The 15,700-nt window shown below is 68.7% G+C and carries 19 protein-coding genes and 1 pseudogene; 7 read left to right on the plus strand and 13 right to left on the minus strand.

Annotation, left to right across the window (positions count from 1 at the left end):
• The coding region (gene mobF / locus OG214_RS37830) for a MobF family relaxase (RefSeq protein WP_331745839.1) at window positions 1-1,014 on the minus strand (1,014 nt) is incomplete at its 3' end.
• A gap of 402 nt (window positions 1,015-1,416) precedes the next feature.
• On the opposite strand from mobF, the gene OG214_RS37835 reads away from it, so the two are divergent.
• The 3 genes from OG214_RS37835 (at window position 1,417) to OG214_RS37845 (ending at window position 2,709) form a co-directional block, all read left to right on the plus strand.
• Window positions 1,417-1,707: a hypothetical protein gene (locus OG214_RS37835; RefSeq protein WP_331745842.1), complete on the plus strand. Its 291-nt coding sequence runs from the start codon at window positions 1,417-1,419 to the stop codon at window positions 1,705-1,707.
• A 146-nt stretch (window positions 1,708-1,853) separates the two neighbouring features.
• Window positions 1,854-2,282, plus strand: coding sequence for a hypothetical protein (locus OG214_RS37840; protein WP_405987726.1), 429 nt, complete (start codon window positions 1,854-1,856; stop codon window positions 2,280-2,282).
• Window positions 2,283-2,364: 82 nt separating this feature from the next.
• On the plus strand, window positions 2,365-2,709 hold the full coding sequence (locus tag OG214_RS37845) for a hypothetical protein (RefSeq protein WP_405987727.1): 345 nt from the start codon (window positions 2,365-2,367) through the stop codon (window positions 2,707-2,709).
• Between the two features lie 102 nt (window positions 2,710-2,811).
• Here OG214_RS37845 and OG214_RS37850 read toward each other — a convergent pair whose 3' ends face one another.
• From OG214_RS37850 to OG214_RS37860, 3 genes are all read right to left on the minus strand, one after another.
• Window positions 2,812-3,870 carry a ParB/RepB/Spo0J family partition protein gene (locus OG214_RS37850; RefSeq protein ID WP_331745849.1) on the minus strand — a complete coding sequence of 353 codons (1,059 nt, stop codon included), beginning with the start codon at window positions 3,868-3,870 and terminating at the stop codon, window positions 2,812-2,814.
• A complete protein-coding gene (locus tag OG214_RS37855) occupies window positions 3,867-5,105 on the minus strand; it encodes a ParA family protein (protein WP_331745851.1) in 1,239 nt (412 codons plus the stop codon). The genes OG214_RS37850 and OG214_RS37855 overlap by 4 nt, the downstream gene beginning before the upstream one ends.
• Before the next feature lie 409 nt (window positions 5,106-5,514).
• Entirely contained in the window at window positions 5,515-5,982 is a 468-nt protein-coding gene (locus OG214_RS37860) for a hypothetical protein (protein ID WP_331745853.1), read from the minus strand.
• 254 nt (window positions 5,983-6,236) lie between these two features.
• Between OG214_RS37860 and OG214_RS37865 the strand changes: the two genes are divergently transcribed.
• The 3 genes and pseudogenes from OG214_RS37865 (at window position 6,237) to OG214_RS37875 (ending at window position 9,355) form a co-directional block, all read left to right on the plus strand.
• Entirely contained in the window at window positions 6,237-6,644 is a 408-nt protein-coding gene (locus OG214_RS37865; RefSeq protein ID WP_331745856.1) for a hypothetical protein, read from the plus strand.
• Window positions 6,645-6,849: 205 nt separating this feature from the next.
• Window positions 6,850-7,257, plus strand: a pseudogene (locus tag OG214_RS37870) (AAA family ATPase); the annotation flags it as partial.
• A 94-nt stretch (window positions 7,258-7,351) separates the two neighbouring features.
• Window positions 7,352-9,355 (plus strand): PE-PGRS family protein, encoded by a 2,004-nt coding sequence (locus OG214_RS37875; protein WP_331745858.1) that lies wholly within the window; start codon window positions 7,352-7,354, stop codon window positions 9,353-9,355.
• Window positions 9,356-9,614: 259 nt separating this feature from the next.
• Here the strand turns inward: OG214_RS37875 and OG214_RS37880 are convergent, their stop codons facing one another.
• The 9 genes from OG214_RS37880 to OG214_RS37920 form a co-directional block, all read right to left on the minus strand.
• Entirely contained in the window at window positions 9,615-10,106 is a 492-nt protein-coding gene (locus tag OG214_RS37880; protein ID WP_331745861.1) for a hypothetical protein, read from the minus strand.
• 3 nt (window positions 10,107-10,109) lie between these two features.
• Window positions 10,110-10,937 carry a hypothetical protein gene (locus OG214_RS37885; protein WP_331745863.1) on the minus strand — a complete coding sequence of 276 codons (828 nt, stop codon included), beginning with the start codon at window positions 10,935-10,937 and terminating at the stop codon, window positions 10,110-10,112.
• Window positions 10,922-11,116, minus strand: a complete 195-nt coding sequence (locus OG214_RS37890; protein ID WP_405987728.1) for a hypothetical protein — start codon at window positions 11,114-11,116, stop codon at window positions 10,922-10,924. Before OG214_RS37890 ends, OG214_RS37885 begins: the two co-directional genes overlap by 16 nt.
• Window positions 11,117-11,137: 21 nt before the next feature.
• Window positions 11,138-11,416, minus strand: coding sequence for a hypothetical protein (locus tag OG214_RS37895; protein WP_331745865.1), 279 nt, complete (start codon window positions 11,414-11,416; stop codon window positions 11,138-11,140).
• Window positions 11,413-11,805, minus strand: coding sequence for a hypothetical protein (locus OG214_RS37900; RefSeq protein WP_331745867.1), 393 nt, complete (start codon window positions 11,803-11,805; stop codon window positions 11,413-11,415). Before OG214_RS37900 ends, OG214_RS37895 begins: the two co-directional genes overlap by 4 nt.
• 102 nt (window positions 11,806-11,907) lie before the next feature.
• A complete protein-coding gene (locus OG214_RS37905; protein WP_331745869.1) occupies window positions 11,908-13,041 on the minus strand; it encodes an IS630 family transposase in 1,134 nt (377 codons plus the stop codon).
• 51 nt (window positions 13,042-13,092) lie between these two features.
• A complete protein-coding gene (locus OG214_RS37910) occupies window positions 13,093-13,359 on the minus strand; it encodes a hypothetical protein (protein ID WP_331745870.1) in 267 nt (88 codons plus the stop codon).
• A gap of 503 nt (window positions 13,360-13,862) precedes the next feature.
• Window positions 13,863-14,273 (minus strand): DUF6069 family protein, encoded by a 411-nt coding sequence (locus OG214_RS37915; protein ID WP_331745874.1) that lies wholly within the window; start codon window positions 14,271-14,273, stop codon window positions 13,863-13,865.
• Window positions 14,270-14,881, minus strand: coding sequence for a TetR/AcrR family transcriptional regulator (locus tag OG214_RS37920; protein ID WP_326809783.1), 612 nt, complete (start codon window positions 14,879-14,881; stop codon window positions 14,270-14,272). The genes OG214_RS37915 and OG214_RS37920 overlap by 4 nt, the downstream gene beginning before the upstream one ends.
• Before the next feature lie 202 nt (window positions 14,882-15,083).
• On the opposite strand from OG214_RS37920, the gene OG214_RS37925 reads away from it, so the two are divergent.
• On the plus strand, window positions 15,084-15,611 hold the full coding sequence (locus OG214_RS37925) for a DinB family protein (RefSeq protein WP_331745881.1): 528 nt from the start codon (window positions 15,084-15,086) through the stop codon (window positions 15,609-15,611).
• Window positions 15,612-15,700 lie beyond the last annotated feature (89 nt).

Consider the following 15,700-nt stretch of genomic DNA (forward strand, 5'->3'; position numbering starts at 1 on the left):
GACGGCGACGGCCGCCAGGCCGACGTCGACAACAGCGGCGACCCGGGCCCGGATCGCGGCGGCCGCGGCGCGGGCGCGCTCGAGGAGGGAGTCGATGAGGTCGGCGCCGGCGGCGAGGAAAGTCTGCGCGCTGGCCCGCCAGTCCTCGCGCAGCTGCGTCAGGGAGCGGGGCCGCAGGTTCGAGGGGCGGGTCTTGCGGGCGGCGATCCTGTTGAGCTTCGCCCGGGTCCGCTCGGAGACCTCGGGCGCGAACTTGAGGTTGCCGTCGTCGTCGGTGGCGGTGACGTACTCGTGCTCCAGGTCGGTGAGGCAGGCGGCGATCTGCGCGCTGCGGCGGGAGGTCCAGCGGATCAGCTCGTGCGGGACTCCGGCGACTTCCATGACCGGTCGGCGGCCGGGCGTGACGGTGCGGGGCTCGGAGGCGAGTCCCAGCGCCTCGCACGCCTCAGCCATGACGACTTCGTTGTAGAGCGCGGACGCGGCGACGGTCGACTCCAGCAGGGCCGTGGAGTGCACCGCACCCCAGACACCATCCTCCGGGCGCAGGCCCTTGAGGGACAGAAGGACGTGATCGTGGAGCAGCGGCATGCCCGACCTGGCCTCGTAGTGGCGGAAGCGGGCTGCGACCAGGCCGTGCGCGGGGCGGGTGCGGTGGATGCCCTGCGCGCCGTACCGGATGACGGCGACGTCGTCCTCGATCCACGCGAGCACGATGGCGATGGCCTGCTCGTGCGCGGCCTCGATCGCCTTCCGTGTCTCCTCATCCCGAGCGCCCACATCAGTTGCAGGGTCGGCTGCGGCCGGAAGACGAGATCGGCTCCGGTGACCTTCACCTTGCGTCCGAGCGCCCCGGCCCGGCGCGCGGCCGCGGGCTTCTTCCCCGCCGCCAGCTGATCGGCTACGAGCCGGTCGGCGTCCGGGTGCCGGCCCTCGCCGAACAGAGAGCGCAGCTGCGCCTCGGTCATCTCCAGACCGAGCGCGAGACCGAGGGCGGGCAGACCCCGCCCCATCCATCTGCCGACCGGAACTCCGGCGTCCCGCTGCGCCTTCTTCAGCGGCTTGCGGCCCTGTCGGCGGCCGTCGCCGACGAGGACCTGGCGCAGGAAGTAGCGGTACATCTGCCCGGCCGTGATCAGCGCGATATCCATCATGGAGACCACGCCACACGGCCCTGAACTGCAATAAAAGACCGATCGGCTTCACGTCCCGCCACGCGGGAGCAGCGGCCGAACTTTCTTCCCCGGCGCTCGCCAGCCGGGACGCCGCTCCGGCCGGCGAGCCAGTGTCATCGCTCTCCGGCAGCCCCGACAACCACCCGAACAACACCAGCAAGCACCACGCACTGCCCTACAGGGACGACCACCCATCAGCCCCTGGCAGCCGCCGGGGGCTTCGTCGTGCTGCCCGGAGGACACCGTGCCCACGTACGAGACACTCCCCCGCTTCACCACCGACCTCCAGCACCTCACCCCCGCCCAGCGTCGGCGCTTCCGCCGCGTCGTCACGCGGGCCTTCGTTCCTGACCTTCGCACCGGCCAGTTCCGCCCCGGCCTACGCATCAAACGCGTGCGTATCGCCCCCGGCGTCTACGAACTCACCTGGGCACCGGACGGACGCGCGACGTGGTCGTACGGCAGGGAGAAGCGCTGCGGAGCCCACATCGTGTGGCGCCGCATCGGCACCCACACCATCCTCACCGGCCCCTGACCCACCACATAACGAACTGCGGTCACCATGGCGACCCGGGGCAGCAAACCAGCTGGGTCCCCAGGGGCGACAGCTCACCAACCGGCCAGGCCGGGTCCCCGACGCCGCAGGACACCAGCACCCGATCGGTCATCGATCATGACGGTGTGACAGTCAACAGGCGGAAGATCGCCGTCCCCGCAACACCCCCACCGACGGCCGACAGCCCGGCCGTGCGCCTGCCGGACCGGGCCCCGCCCGGATTCGAGTCCCTCGCCGCCGACATCGCGGACGCCTCCTGTGCGCTTGCCGATACCGCCGGCCCCGGCTCGTGGAGTCTCACTGCTGCCGAAGACGCGGTCGACGCCATCGGCGCGCTCGTGACCGCGCTGTCCGTGATCGACCCGAACGCGGCGCGGATCCTCGCCGCGATCCCTGCCGCCACCACCGCCCTCCTACGCCACATCGGCGACCAGGCCCCGGACGACGAACCCGCCACCGGACCAGATACCGCCCCGCTGCCCATCCCCTGGGCGACACGGACCCGGCGCCGCGGGCTCGGACATGGATACCAAGGCATCCACATCCCCGAATAGCCGCTCGACCAACGGGGCCATCAGCCCGCCGACAGGGTCTCCCCGCTCTCCCACCAAAATCGAACAGACGTACCATCTGAAGGTGACCGCCGATGCCTTCCCCCAGGACCTCTACGACGCCCAGACAGAGCTGCACCGCATCCGCGCCGCGTATGAGGCGCTGTGCCGTGGCCTGCCCTGGTCCGTGGACCCGGCCTCCGGCTGGAGCGGGGAGAAGGCCCTGCACAGCGAGTACCGTCGGGACGTCCCGGACAGTCCCGGCTACACGCCGGAGCAGACAGCACAGGAGAGCCGGCTGCGGGCCCGTCTGCTGGAGCTGTCCATCGTGGTGTCGGAGCATCCGTACTGGGCAACGCTCGAACGCGGCGCCGTGGTGGACGCACGTATGGAGCTGAAGCGGGTCACCCGCGGTGGGCATAGGGCATGAGCGCTTCCGGCCCCGAGCGGCCGGAGGCACAGGATGGGCCACGACGAGGCCGGGCCGTCGGCCACAGAACCAAGCGCTCACCGGCTTGGTGCGTCCCGGCTCTCACTGCGGCTCGGCTGGCTCTGTGTCCTCGGCTTCGCTGTACTGCAGAAGCAGCGCGATCAACCGCCTCCGGCTGCGGCGGTCCATTTGCCGGTTGATGACTGCTGCCAACCGTTCGGGGTCCAGGTAGGGAAGCTGTTGGCCGTCGGTCACAGGCTTCGGCGGCTGTTCATTTCGGCGGTTCGGTGAGACGCCGTCCCGGTTGCCTTCTTCGGAGGTCGGAGGGTCCGTCGGCTGAGTGGTCCGGGGGGTGGTCGGCTCGGTGTCCACTCTCCCCTTTTCGGCTTTGCCGGGCTTCAGCCGTCGTTGTGCTGCCCGTTCTGCGGCGCGTGCTTTCCTGTCCTCGTCCTCCTGCGCTTTCTGCTCCTTGAGGCGTTGAAGGTGTGCTTCCTGTTCCTCGGGCTCCTTGTTTCCCACACGCCGGAGAAGTTCGGCCGACTCCTCGCCGGATTCGAGACGCTGCTGCAGTTCGGGAGTCAGGCCAAGCAGTGCAAGTCGCTGGGACACCCATCCCTGGGACCGGTGCAACCGGGCGGCGAGAGCTTCCTGGGTGCCATGCACCTTCAGCAACTGGTCGAGAGCTCGCGCCTCGTCCAGGTGGTCGAGGTCCTGGCGGTGAATGTTGGCGACAAGCGCGGATTCCAGTATTTCGTCCGGATTGCTGCCCAGTTCGTCGTCGAGCATTACCTTGACGGTGGTGAGACCGGCTTCGCGGGCCGCGGCGAGACGGGAGTTGCCGTCGATGGCGACATAGCGGCTCTCGGGTTCGAGTTTGTCTTCGTTCCCGGGGTTGGCCTCCAGGTAGGCGAATCTGCCCATGATGCTGATGGCTGTCTTCTGGCCGTGGTCGCGCATGCTGCCCACGAGGTCGGTCAAGTCCCCCAGTGATGAGCGGGGGTTGTCCGGGTTGAGGCTGATTGCCGTGACCGGCAGTTCAACGGGGGGCAGGGCGCCCTCGGTGGGCGCCTTGGTCGCCGCGTTGATGGCGGCTCGCCGCGAGCTGATGCGCTGGGTCTGCTGGAATGAGGACCCGGTCCCCAGAGAGGCTGCCTTGCTCATGAGATCTCCCGGGCCAGCGCGCGCATACCGACCGACTGGTCACACTTGGGCGCGTATGCCAGCAGGGGCTGTTTCATGCGAACGGCCTCTTTCTGTTCCTTCAGGTCACCGATGACGCCGACCACTCGTGGATCCTTTATGTCCATCCAGTTCTTGAGGGACGAGGTGGCGATGAAGCCGCGGCGGGCGTCGTAGTGGTTGACCACGATGCCGAGGTAGTCGAGTTCGAGGCCCATGTCGCTGCGGAGGTCTTCGATCTGGGAGGTGAGGAGTCCGTACGCGTCGGCGGAACTGTCCTCCGCCTGGACGACGATGAGTACGCCCGAGTTCCCGGGGGCTTCGCCGTCGCGTCGTCGGCCGTAGTGGGCGGCTGCGTCCATGCTGAGGCCGAGGCTGGGCGGGCAGTCCACAAGGATCGCGTCGTAGTCGTCTTCGATGGAGGCCAGGGCGCGTTCCAGTGCGGCTTCTCGGGCGCGCACTCCGGAGAGCTTGACGTCCAGGAGGAAGGCGTCGGTGCATGCGGGCAGCAGGTGCAGTCTGCCACCGAATCGTTCGTCTTCCACCGTGACGATGAGATCGCGGAGTTCGCCTTGGGCTTCGCCCGCCATGTGCTTGGTCAGGCTGTCGCCCTCTATGGGGAGGGGTTCCTGGCCGAGTTGCTTGGTCAGGTGGTGCTGGGGGTCGAAGTCGACGAGGAGGACTCTGAGTCCGAGGCCGGGCAGATCTTCGTAGTCGAGAGGGGAGTCGTCCTCGCCCTCGGTGAGGGCGGCGGCGAAGTGCTTGGAAATTCGGACGGGGTGGAGCTGGTCGGGGTCTTCGGCGAGTGCTTCGCCGGCGCCTGCGGTGATGGCTGTCTTGCCGACGCCGCCCTTCTGGTTGCAGACGATGATGCGCTTGACGTTGACCGGCCGCTGGACGCCGGGGGACGGGTTTTTCTCCAGCCACAGCTGAACGGACTGTGAGAGACCTTGGACGATGGGCACACCGCGGGCGGCGCAGTCGGCGCGGAAGCCCTCCCACTGGCCCGGAGGCAGCCAGGTGGAGAAGGACTTGGCGCCCGAAGTGTCGATGGTGGCCAGGTTGGCACCGAGTCCGCGCCAGGCGGTGATGCCCGCTTCGACAGCGCGCTGGATGTCGATGCCGTGCTGGGCCGTGCGGATCCTCAGGACCTGTTGCAGCGCGGGGGAGATCTTGGAGACGACCTTTTCCCGGTCGCCGGAAGTGGGCGAAGTCATGGAGACACCTTACTAACGTCCAAGATCGATGGAAGCCCCGACACGTTAGCTCTTGCCCGCCAAGCGGTCCGAGAGACCCAACTCCCTGAGGTATTACGCCGTAATACCGCCTGAGAGCCACCGGCCGTGCCCCGCCCGAACAAGATCGACTATTACGCCGCAATGAAGAGACAGCCTCTCCACCGCTGCACAGCGCGAGAGTGACTGAGTATTACGGCGTAATACCGTCCCGGGCATGCCTCAGCCTCAACCGGATCGAGCGGGTCCAGACTGTGAACTCACGGCCTGTCCTCTGCACGCTGACACGGAGCACACGGGTGGGCAGCGACGACTTCGGACCGGAACGCAAAGAGGCCCTGCTCCCGGTGCATCGCACCGGGAGCAGGGCCTCTTTGCGTGGAGGGAGCGGTCAGTGGGCGGCGAGGTAGGCGGCGGCTGTGTCGATGAATGTGTCGTAGGCGCGTACGGCCGTCTCGCGGGCCTGGGTGAGGGTGTCGAGGCTGGTGTGTGCCTGCCTCATGGCATACGTCGCGCTGACCATTGCGTCAGCCGCCGACCGGACCGCAGGGTCGGTTACAAGGACACGGAGCACGTTCAGCGGGCGGTCGATCGCGCTGCGGGTGACACGGCTTTGAGCCTTCAGTTCCTGAATGCGGGTGTCGGGCTCGCGTTTGGCGACGGCCTCGCCTCTGTTCCACATGGCGCGGCGGTGCTCCGATACGGCGGCGGCGAGCGTGGTCACGGCGTCCAGACGGGTGTCCCACAGGGTCTGCTGGCGGGCGGCCCGAGCGGTGCGGCCAGCGCTGAGGTACTGAATCGCCCCGGTGACAACGGCACCGAGCAGGGTGCCAGCGACGGCAAGGATCGTGGCAAGCATGGATGCCTCCGGGAACGGACGAAGCGCCCCCGCACGGCGGGGGCGCTTCGTTACGTGGTTGCTGGGTCGGGACCAGTGGGTGGCGGTCAGGTTGTGTTGCGGGGGTCAGGCCCAGACGGCGGCGCCAGCCTCCTCCATCCGGTGACCGACGGCGTCGGCGATGGCGGGTGCGCTTTTCCGGAGTAAGCGATCTTGGCTGTCGCCAGGTCTGGTTACCTCTGGTGCGTGGGGCCTTGATCAGCGACTCTGTGCGCATGATGCTTCCGCCCGTTCACGAGAAGGCCGAGTTGATCGAGGTCGTCCGGATCACCGACCCGATGAGGCATCTCAGCGCGCCGAACCTGGTGGGCGACGATGTTGCGATCTGGGAGGCGACTCAGGTCAGGGACGCCCTGACGTTGATCAGCTCTGCGCCGGACAGTGAGCTGTACCGCTGTTTCACCCCGGGCTGGGGTATCCGTGCTCATAGCGCCACCGACCTGCTCTTCCAGATCGCCTTCTGCTTCCAGTGCCATGGGGCCCGCCTGTGGGGGCCGGGCGTGCGCGCCGAGTTGAATGGGATCCACGGCTTTGATCCGGACAGTCCTCCGGCCCTTGAACTGCTTCAACGATTCCGTGGCTCCAGGCCGGGCCAGCTCAAAAGGGTCTTCCGACGCAGTTGAGGGGCGTCATGCCTTCCCGGGCGAAGTACCGAATCATGAGGCGGCCGTCTGTAACGCCCGGGGAGGTGCACGCGGAGGTGCTCGACCTCATCGTCGCGGCCCCGGTCGATGTGAGGTCACCCGCTGCCGGGACTGCGAAGCGGGCCTGGCGATCTCGGCAGAGAATGCAGTTGTCGTCCCCGTGGTTTCCATGAACGATCCGGGTGTGACCACGTTGTTTCTGGCAGTCGGCCCTGCCGGGGGCCGGAAAGACCACAAGGGCTCGGCAGCTGGCCAAGGAGCACAACGCGCTTCAGTTGACGCCTGATGAGTGGATGATTCCGCTATTCGGTGAGCCGGAGGCGGACGGGAAACGCGGTGTCCTGGAAGGACGGCTGCTCGCGCTTGCCCTGGAGGCGCTGAAGCTTGGAACCAACGTGGTCCTGGATTTCGGATGTTGGTCTCGTACGAGAGGTCCGCGATCCGCTGGTCGGTGGAGTCTGTAGGCGCGTCCTGCCACCTCGTGTACGTGCCGGTGGACCTGGAGACCCGACGCGCTCGGATCGCCCATCGCCAAGCGACGACTCCAGATCAGACCTTCCCGATGAGCGAGGCGGACCTCTTGCACTGGCGAGTACGCCGCCGACCTCAGTCGCAGGTAGGCACTCGTTCCGCAGCCCACCAGCCGTTGGGAAGACAGAGAGCCGCTTCGGGCAGGATGGGGTCACATGACGGGTGGGAAAGACAAGCTCATAGAGCTGTTGCAGCGTGCGGGGCTGGAAGTCGTGGGGGACTGGCGGATCGAGGAGGTACTGCCGCCCCGAGCAGCTTGGCGACCGGTCGTCTCGGGCGGCGCCAAGCCGACCGTGGCCGTGCGGGATGACCTGCCCGACCTGATCGCCGAGCTCAACGCACAGTGGCACCGGCTCGCGGCCGACAACGGGATCATTGGCGAGGACGGCGTATTCCTCATCGATGTCGCTGGCCACTGGACGGGCTGGGCGCCCAGGCGCTGGACGCGGGTGCGGCTCACTGGCCGGTGGGACCTCGCCGGAGTCCTCGGCGAGCGGCCCGGGCAGCCGGAGTTCGTCACCTTCGCGACAGACGGCAGCACGCTGGTCGGGGTAACCACCGAGGAGGACGAGGTCTGGTTCACCCTGCTGGACCACATCGCAGAGCGGCAAGAGGCAGCCGCGCGGGCTGCGGCCCAGGAAACCCCTCGGGAGCGGGAAGCTGCTTGGGCGGCACTGCTTCAGGGACCGGGGCCTTCGACGAGAGTGCGCGAGATGTGGGCGCACGGGCTGGCCCTCAACCCGGCCACACCCGATGACCTCCGAGCCCGCCTCCTGGGCCTGTCGCACTTCCTCCTGTGGCACCCCCTGCCGACGGCGGTCGTTGAGGCGGCCATGGTTCACCCGGACTGGAAGCTGCGGCAGTTGCTGGCCGAGGCCCAGCCGGACATCACCGCTGAACAGTGGGCCCGCCTGATCCTGGGCGAAAAGGAATCCCGGCACCGGTGGATCCTCACCATGCTCGCGACGGACCGGCGTGCCGAACTCACCGACGCCGCGTACGAGCAGCTCGCTGCGGACCCGTCCGCACGGGTCCGCGAAGAGGCCGCTCGCCTTCCCGGCCTGCCCGTACGGATACTCGCCGCCCTGGCCGTCGACGTCGACCCGTCCGTACGGGCCTCGGCCTGCCGGCGAGCCTGGCCTCATCTGGACACTCCGACCCGGCGCGCGTTGCTGGGCGATCCCTATGGCAAGGTCCGCATCGAGGCACTGCTCCAGTACCACCAGGAGCACCCGATGCCCCGGTCGGTCTTTGACACCGCGGAACTCACAGACCGCGCGGTGGGCACGTGCCGTCTGGAGCGCGGCCTCGCCGAACACCTGGCTCACCACGGCAGCCCTGCCCAGCGTTGCTCCCTCGCGGGCAACCCGCACCTGGACCCGGACCTGGTGATCCTCCTTGCCCAGGATTCCGACGAGAGCGTCCGCTCCGTGGTGGCCATACGCTCCGACATCACCGAGGGACAGCGGGCGGACATCCCCATCGACTTCGACCCGCGTGGCCATCACTACCCGCTCGACTGGGTCATGGCGCTGCACCCGGATCCCGGCGCCATGCGCCGCTTGGCCGTCTCCACCCACCCCCTCGTACGCAGAAGCGTGGCCCGGGCCCGGCGCCTTCCGCCGGACGTCGTCGAACGCCTCGCCCGCGACGAAGACCGTGTCGTCCAGCTCTTTCTCGCGGAATCCTGCGACGACGCACCAGCGGACATGCTGCTGAGGGTGTGGCAGTGGTGGACCGGCAGCCTCAGCACCCCTGATCGCCCCCATGGTCATCCGAACTTCCCCCGTTGCGACCTGCTCCGTTACGCCGACGACCCGAACCCACGAATGCGCCAACTGGCCTTGGATGACCCGGAGTCGACGGCCGAGCTGGTCGAGCGGTTCAGCCGGGACAGCGACGAGGAAGTCCGGCACCGGGCCACGACCGATCCCCGGCTGACACCTGCGTCGGCCGTGCGGCTGCTTGACGACCCGCACGAACGCGTGCGCCACGCGGCTGCCCGGCACCCCGCCCTGCCCGCGCGGGTGCTGATCCGGCTGCTGAGGGACACCGATACCGCGCAAGTCGCGGCCCGGCACCCGGCGCTGCCCGTCTCCGTCATGGAACAGATGGTCCAGCGGATCCAGCCTCCGGCCGGCGCCACACCGGGGCCATGAGCTGGTAGACCGACGGGTATTCCGCAGCTTCTGATTGCCCCGGTTACCAATATCCCGTACGTCTTCGGGGTGTGGTTGAGGTGGGCGGTGGTGAGGCCGACCACGGGGCCGGTAGCGGCCGCCCGGGTGCGTCAGGCCGCAGTGGCCTGTGCACTCGCAGCGGCCGCCTGCCCGCTCGAACCGGATCCGCGCGCTGATCTGGGGCCAGTCGCGCGGGTAGCGGTGGAGGTTCTCGGGACGGATAGGCACGGCGGCTCCGCTACTCGCCGCCGGCGGCATGCCGCTGCTCGAACGCTTCGAGCAGGGCGTCCAGGTCGGTCGGCTCGGGTGCGGTGCCGACCCAGTCGCCAGTCTCGGTGAACACTTCCACTTCGGTGGTGTCGGCGTCGACCCAGCAGACGTACGGCCCGGACCGCTCGATGCCCGCAGTGGTGGCGGCGGCCGGGTCGGACATCAGCGGCGCGGTCTCCAGCACCGTCAGCGCGGTGACGGCCAGCCACATCGGTTCGTCCGGTGTTCCGGGGATCCGGAGGTAGCCGGTGACGCGCAGCTGGTCGCCGAGGGTCAGCTCGTGCAGTACGTGGTGCGCCATCACCGGGTCGGTGACGCTGCACGGCAGGATCATCTCGTCCGCGCGCTCGTCCGTCGGGGAGATGGTGAGCCGGAACCGCGCCGACGCCCCGTGCTGGTCGCCGGGCACGGTCTCTTCGTCCAGGAAGCCGTCAAGGACTATCGCATCGTCGGCGGCCATGGGTCAGCCGGCCTTCCGGACCGGCGCCTGGTGGGCGGCGTCGTACGCCTCGAGCACCGACTTGCGCACAACGCCCACTTTGGCGACGTGATAGCCAGTCTCGCGCGCCCACGTCCTGATGGCGGCGAGTTCCTCCCGGGTGCGGCCGCTGCCCAGGCCCGTACGGATCGGGGTGGGCGCGGCAGCGGCCGTGGTGGTGGGGTGGGTGCCGGCCTTCACGGCGCGCAGCTCCTCCTGCGCCCGCTCCAGGTCGGCCTTGGCCTTGGCGACCTTCTCTTCGGCCTCGCGCTGCGCGGCCTCCGTCTCATGGCGCTCGGACAGGGCGGACAGGGCGGCGGTGATGCGGGCGGCACGGCTGCGGACCGAGGCGGCCGGGTGCGCGGCCGCCCAGTCGAGCAGCTTCTGAACCTCGGTGGAGACGGGGAGCGGGATGACCGGGACGTCGATGGCCGCCGGGGAGCCGTCGGCCGCGCGAGGGAGCCCGAGGACCTGGCTGGCGATGAGGTCGCTGAGCTCGGTCGCGCTCAGGCCGGTGGCCGTGAGGATGGCCTGTTCGCTGTCGCCGTTGTTGTGCATCGAGATCGCCATGGCCTCGTGTGCGGACAGGGCCGGGGCGGCAGGGGAGTTCGTCATGGTGGGGGCGTCTCCGGTTTCCGGGAGGAGGGGGAGCAGGGCGGTGAGGGTGTCGGTGGGCAGTCCGAGGGCGTCCAGGAGCAGCCCGAGGTCGTCCTTGTCGCGGGCGTGTCGCGCGGCCACCACGGACGCGGCCCCGCTCTGGTCGTCATCGAGCGGGCTGAGGTCGAGGAGGGTCTCTCTCAACTCGGTGAACACGAGCGGCCCCCCTTCTGCCTGGTGGTGGCGCGGGGCTTGCGCAAGCCCCGCACCAGGAGCTCGCAGTTGCGCTTCTTCTGGGCGTCGGTGAGCGGCCGGGGCTTCCGGTGCCAGAGCGGGGACGCGGGCGGCTCGGGGTAGGCCAGGAAGTGGTCGGTGTCGTGCAATGAGGTGCTCATGGGGCCTCCAGGCGGAGGAGTTCAGGCGTGGTCGTCATCGCGCCGGCCCTTGGGCCGGACGTCGGAGGCGAACCGGCCGAGGCGTGCCTCGGTCGGATTCGCGGTGATCCAGGACTCGGCGCAGGCCTCGTGGACGGGCTCGCCGTAGTGGGAGCGCATCGGCGTGGGCCGCTCGCACAGCACGCAGGGGCGGTCCTGCCAGCGGTCGAAATGCCGGGCGTCGCGCCAGTCCAGGAGGCCGCCGGGGGCCGGGATCAGGCCCGGCTCCCACAGCGGCGTCTTGCTGCGGCTGCGGGTCACGGCCGCAGGTCGGGCAACTGGAGGAGGACCTGGTCCAGGACGTTCCGCGGCGGCCGCCAGGGTCCGAGGGCACCGATGCAGGGCAGGGCCATGGGCAGCGCCTGAACCTCGCTCAAAACGAGGTGGTGGACTTCGCGCTGCGCCCATGGACTGCACGGTCCGTCGGCGCTGTCGTGGCAGTCGGGGTGGCAGTCGGTCAGCCGGGCGACGGCGATGACCGCGCCGGTCTCCAGGTCGTGTCCGCGGATCGCGGTGGCGACCAGCGGATCACGCAGCGCGGGCCGGTCGAGCTGCTTGGCCGTGTGGATCAGCAGGAGGCCGCGCTTATCTAGAGCTGCCGAGCGTTTGCGCAGGCCGTGGCGTTTCAGGGGGTGAGGGACGTTGGGCACGTTCCCGTTGAGAGAGGTGGGAACGGAGGCTGCCCCTGCGCGCGTCGGAGTGCAAGCGCAGGGGCGGCCAGTTCCAGGAGATCAGTGCGTTCTAGTGCCGCATCAGGCAACGTTTGCCCTGTTTACGACCTCGCGTAGGCGTTCGTCGGTGGCGTGCTTGTTCCGCCGGATGATGTATCGGCGGATCATGCTGCCCTGCTCCCTGTGGCTGGCATGGTCGGTGCCGTCGAGGGTGAAGTAGCGCAGGGCGGTGAACTGGGCTTCGATGCGGTTGAGCCAAGAGGAGTTCGTCGGGGTGTAGGCGATCTCGACGTTGTTCGCGTCAGCCCAGGTGGCAACCCGCTGGCAGCGTTTCGTGGTCAGGTGCGGGGAGTAGTTGTCGCAGACGATGGCGATCCTTACCGTCGCGGGATGGAGGCTGCGCAGGTAGCGGCAGAATTCCAGGAACTTGGAACGGTTCTTGGTCTTCTTGATGTGGCCGTAGAGCTGGTCTTTGCCCAGGTCGTAGGCCGCGAACAGGTGGCGGACGCCGTGCGGGCGGGTGTAGGTGGCCCGCCGTCTGGGCCTGGGGTCCCGGTCGGGGTCCTTGTGCCGGCCGCTGCGTTCGGCCCACTGGCGTCCGGGGTGCGGCTGGAGGTTGAGCGGGCCGAACTCGTCCATGCAGTAGATGACCTCGGGCTCGCCCGGCTCGGGTACGACCTCACGGTCGGCGATGGCGTAGAGGTGCTCGACGCGGGCCTTCTTCGCGGTGTAGTCGGGGTCGTTGGAGGTTTTCCAGGTCTTCACGCTTTGAAAGGTGACGCCTTCCTCGCGGAGCAGGATGCGCAGGCCCTCGTGGCTGATGTCGTCGACCACCCCCTCGGCGACCAGGAAGTCGGCCAGCTTGACCAGGCTCCAGGTCGAAAACGGCAGGCTGTGCTCGGTCGGCCTGGACTTGGCGATCTTCTTGATCTCCCTGCGCTCGGGCAGGGTGAAAGTCTTCGGCCGTCCGCCCTTGTACTTCGGGTAGAGCGATGCGAAGCCGTCGGTGTTGAAGTTGTGGATGACATCCCGGACTCGGTCCGCACTGGTGAACGTGACCTCGGCGATCTTCGCCACGGCCATGCCCTGCGCGGACAGCAGCACCATCTGGGCCCGGCGCCAGGTCACAACCGACCCGGTGCCGCGGCGGATGATCCGCAGCAACCGCCGGCCCTCGTCATCATCAATCTCACGAATTCGTACCCGCTCGGCCATGCGCACAGCCTGCCAGCGTCCTGGACCCTGGCTGCTGGTATCCCGGCCGTGTCACACCATTCGGCGTTTCCTCAGCCCAGCGAGCCAACCCCGTACTTGCTCGTCGTCGTGCAGGTAGCCGCCGCCCTCATCCGCGGGCAGGTCAATTCCACACAGGAGGTTCAGCGCCCACCACGAGAGGTCGTCCCAAGCAAGCCGGTCGTCGGCCACCCACCGCGCAGCCCAGCGGTCAGCCTCATCCCTCGTCAGCCGACCCTCGATGAGCGACGCGAAGCAATCCTCAACCTCATCAAGCGTCGGCTGGTGCCCTGCATCCATGTCCTGACCGTACAGGCAGGGCAAACGTTGCCTGATGCGGCACTAGTTGCGGTTGATCAGGGCCCGGGTCACGGTGCGGGTCATCTCGCAGTGCCCGAGGACGTCTGTGCTGTCGATGAATTGATCGGCCGCGCCAATGACCGGCAGGGCCCTGATCGCCGGTCGGTGATGTGGGCGGTCAGCGCGGCGGTGAAGCGCTCGGCGTGCAGGACCTGGAATGGCCGACTGATCACCGGCGGCCGCACCCGTCTCCGACCCCACCCCAGACCTCCCCCGACCTCGCCTACGGCTCCGACATCGCCAGCATCGGCCTGACCATCCCGGCGGTGGCCATCGCAGCGATCTGGCACGAGGGTCGGCTCTTGCTGGGCCTCGGCCCGACCCACCAGGTATCGCTCTTCATCTCGGTCGTGGTGGGCACTCTGACGGTCATCACCGACCGCGCGACGCTCTGGCAGGCTGCCTCCATCTGGTGCTGTTCGCGGCGGACTTGGTGCTGGCGGTCACCCCCTAGCAGCACCGGCTCCCGCCCCGGGGGATCTGCCGCCCAGCCCCGGGACCAGCACCGCCGCCACCGCCAGGTGCATCAGAGCGAGGGAGACCCGGGTGCCGCCGTCCATGCCGTCGCCGATGAAGGGCAGGAAGGAAACGGCCAGTACGGCGCCGACCACCCCGGTCCAGATGGCGCGGGCGCGCCGCGCCCCGAACCGCTCCAGGGCGGCCAGCAGTCCCCAGCCGGAGAGCGACGCGAGCAGTGCGACGACCGCCACGGGCACGGCGCCGATGTCGAGCGTCTGCTCGCCGTCGGCGATCCGCAGCCGGTGCCCCAGCAGTGGGTCCGCGACCAGCCACACCAGGACGGGGGCCAGGACGGCCAGGGCCGTAACCCCCAGGCGCCTTCTCCGCGCGCTCACTTGGCGCCCCCCGAGAGCGCCCCGTGCAGGAAGACCTCCACCAGCTCCTGCGGGGTCAGGTCGGGCTCGTCCTCCGTACGCGGCTGGGTGAAGAGCAGCCCGAAGAAGAGGGCCGCGACCTGCTCCGGCGGCCGGCGCAGGGCGGCCTTGTCGGGCTCCAGCAGCTCCGCGAGGGCCGCGCGGATACGGGTCGTCGACTCGTCACGGCCCGCGCCGCGCACCGTGCCGGGGTGCTTGCCGCCGCGATGCCCCAGCGAGCCGACGATCGCGCCCATCCTGGACATGTGCGCTTGCAGCGCCTCGGCCGCCTCCGCGAGCCGGTCGGGCAGCGGCTGGGATACGTCGATCGCGTCGAGCTCGCGGACCGCGTGCTCGGGGGAGAGCGCCTCGGCAATGCAGGCCTGCAACAGCTCGTCCTTGTCGGCGAAGACCCGGAAGATCGTGCCCTCGCCGATGCCTGCGGCGCGGGCGATCTTCGCGGTCGTCACCGCCGCGCCGTACTCGGCGATCAGCGGGATCGCGGTCTGGATGATCATCGCGCGCCGCTCCTCCGGTGACATGCCGGGGGCACGGCGGCGTGTGGTCTGGTTCTCCTTAGGTGCTGTCATGGCCGCGAGACTACGGAGTGAGGACTCACTCCGTCAATGAGTGAGTCCTCACTCCGCCCACTTTTCCCGTACTCGGCTGCTTGTCGATGGCAGCCCACCAAGATCCACAACTACGGCTGGAGTACGAGGAGGTGGGCGAGACGTGTGTTCGTCGCCAGCGAAGACGGTCGTGGGCCGCGACTGCTCCTGCCAGGGTGTGCTCATGAATACGACACCGGATGGACGGCCTGTCCCGCCCGCGCATGCCGACGAGCGCGCCATGCTGGAGGCATGGCTGGACTTTCACCGTGCGACTCTGGTCTTGAAGTGTTCGGACCTCAAAAATGATCAATTACGGCTCGCTGCGGCGTCGCCCTCGTCGATGACGCTTCTCGGTCTCGTTCAACACATGGCTGAGGTGGAGCGCAACTGGTTCCAGCGTGTATTCGCAGGTCAGGATGTGCCGCCGGTCTTCGAGGAGAGTAACCTCGATGGCTTTGCTCTTCAGTCGGAACGAGGACTCGACGAGGCGACGGCTGCCTGGCAAGCGGAGGTCGCCCGAGGCCGTGAGCTGATCGCTGACGCCTCGCTGGACGACTCCGGCCGCCTGTCCGAACAGGAAGCGGGTCACGTAGGCGATCAGGGAGTCTCCCTGCGCTGGATCATGGTGCACATGATCGAGGAGTACGCACGTCACAACGGTCATGCCGACCTCATCCGCGAGCAGATCGACGGAGTTACCGGCGCATGAGACGTGCTTGCGCGGTCGCAAGGACCGCGCAAGCATCCGGCTCCCGCTCTCAGCCGGCGGCGGCCTCCTGCGGACCAGAGGGCCGGTGA

This window comes from Streptomyces sp. NBC_00872 (assembly GCF_045161915.1).
Taxonomy (GTDB): domain Bacteria; phylum Actinomycetota; class Actinomycetes; order Streptomycetales; family Streptomycetaceae; genus Streptomyces.

Excerpts from the sequence above, each read along its gene's own strand:
- OG214_RS37850 (WP_331745849.1), bottom strand. The coding sequence starts at position 3,870 with ATGAGCAAGGCAGCCTCTCTGGGGACCGGGTCCTCATTCCAGCAGACC.
- OG214_RS37855 (WP_331745851.1), bottom strand. The coding sequence starts at position 5,105 with ATGACTTCGCCCACTTCCGGCGACCGGGAAAAGGTCGTCTCCAAGATC.
- OG214_RS37860 (WP_331745853.1), bottom strand. The coding sequence starts at position 5,982 with ATGCTTGCCACGATCCTTGCCGTCGCTGGCACCCTGCTCGGTGCCGTT.
- OG214_RS37865 (WP_331745856.1), top strand. The coding sequence starts at position 6,237 with ATGATGCTTCCGCCCGTTCACGAGAAGGCCGAGTTGATCGAGGTCGTC.
- OG214_RS37875 (WP_331745858.1), top strand. The coding sequence starts at position 7,352 with ATGACGGGTGGGAAAGACAAGCTCATAGAGCTGTTGCAGCGTGCGGGG.
- OG214_RS37880 (WP_331745861.1), bottom strand. The coding sequence starts at position 10,106 with ATGGCCGCCGACGATGCGATAGTCCTTGACGGCTTCCTGGACGAAGAG.
- OG214_RS37890 (WP_405987728.1), bottom strand. The coding sequence starts at position 11,116 with ATGAGCACCTCATTGCACGACACCGACCACTTCCTGGCCTACCCCGAG.
- OG214_RS37905 (WP_331745869.1), bottom strand. The coding sequence starts at position 13,041 with ATGGCCGAGCGGGTACGAATTCGTGAGATTGATGATGACGAGGGCCGG.
- OG214_RS37910 (WP_331745870.1), bottom strand. The coding sequence starts at position 13,359 with ATGGATGCAGGGCACCAGCCGACGCTTGATGAGGTTGAGGATTGCTTC.
- OG214_RS37920 (WP_326809783.1), bottom strand. The coding sequence starts at position 14,881 with ATGACAGCACCTAAGGAGAACCAGACCACACGCCGCCGTGCCCCCGGC.
- OG214_RS37925 (WP_331745881.1), top strand. The coding sequence starts at position 15,084 with ATGAATACGACACCGGATGGACGGCCTGTCCCGCCCGCGCATGCCGAC.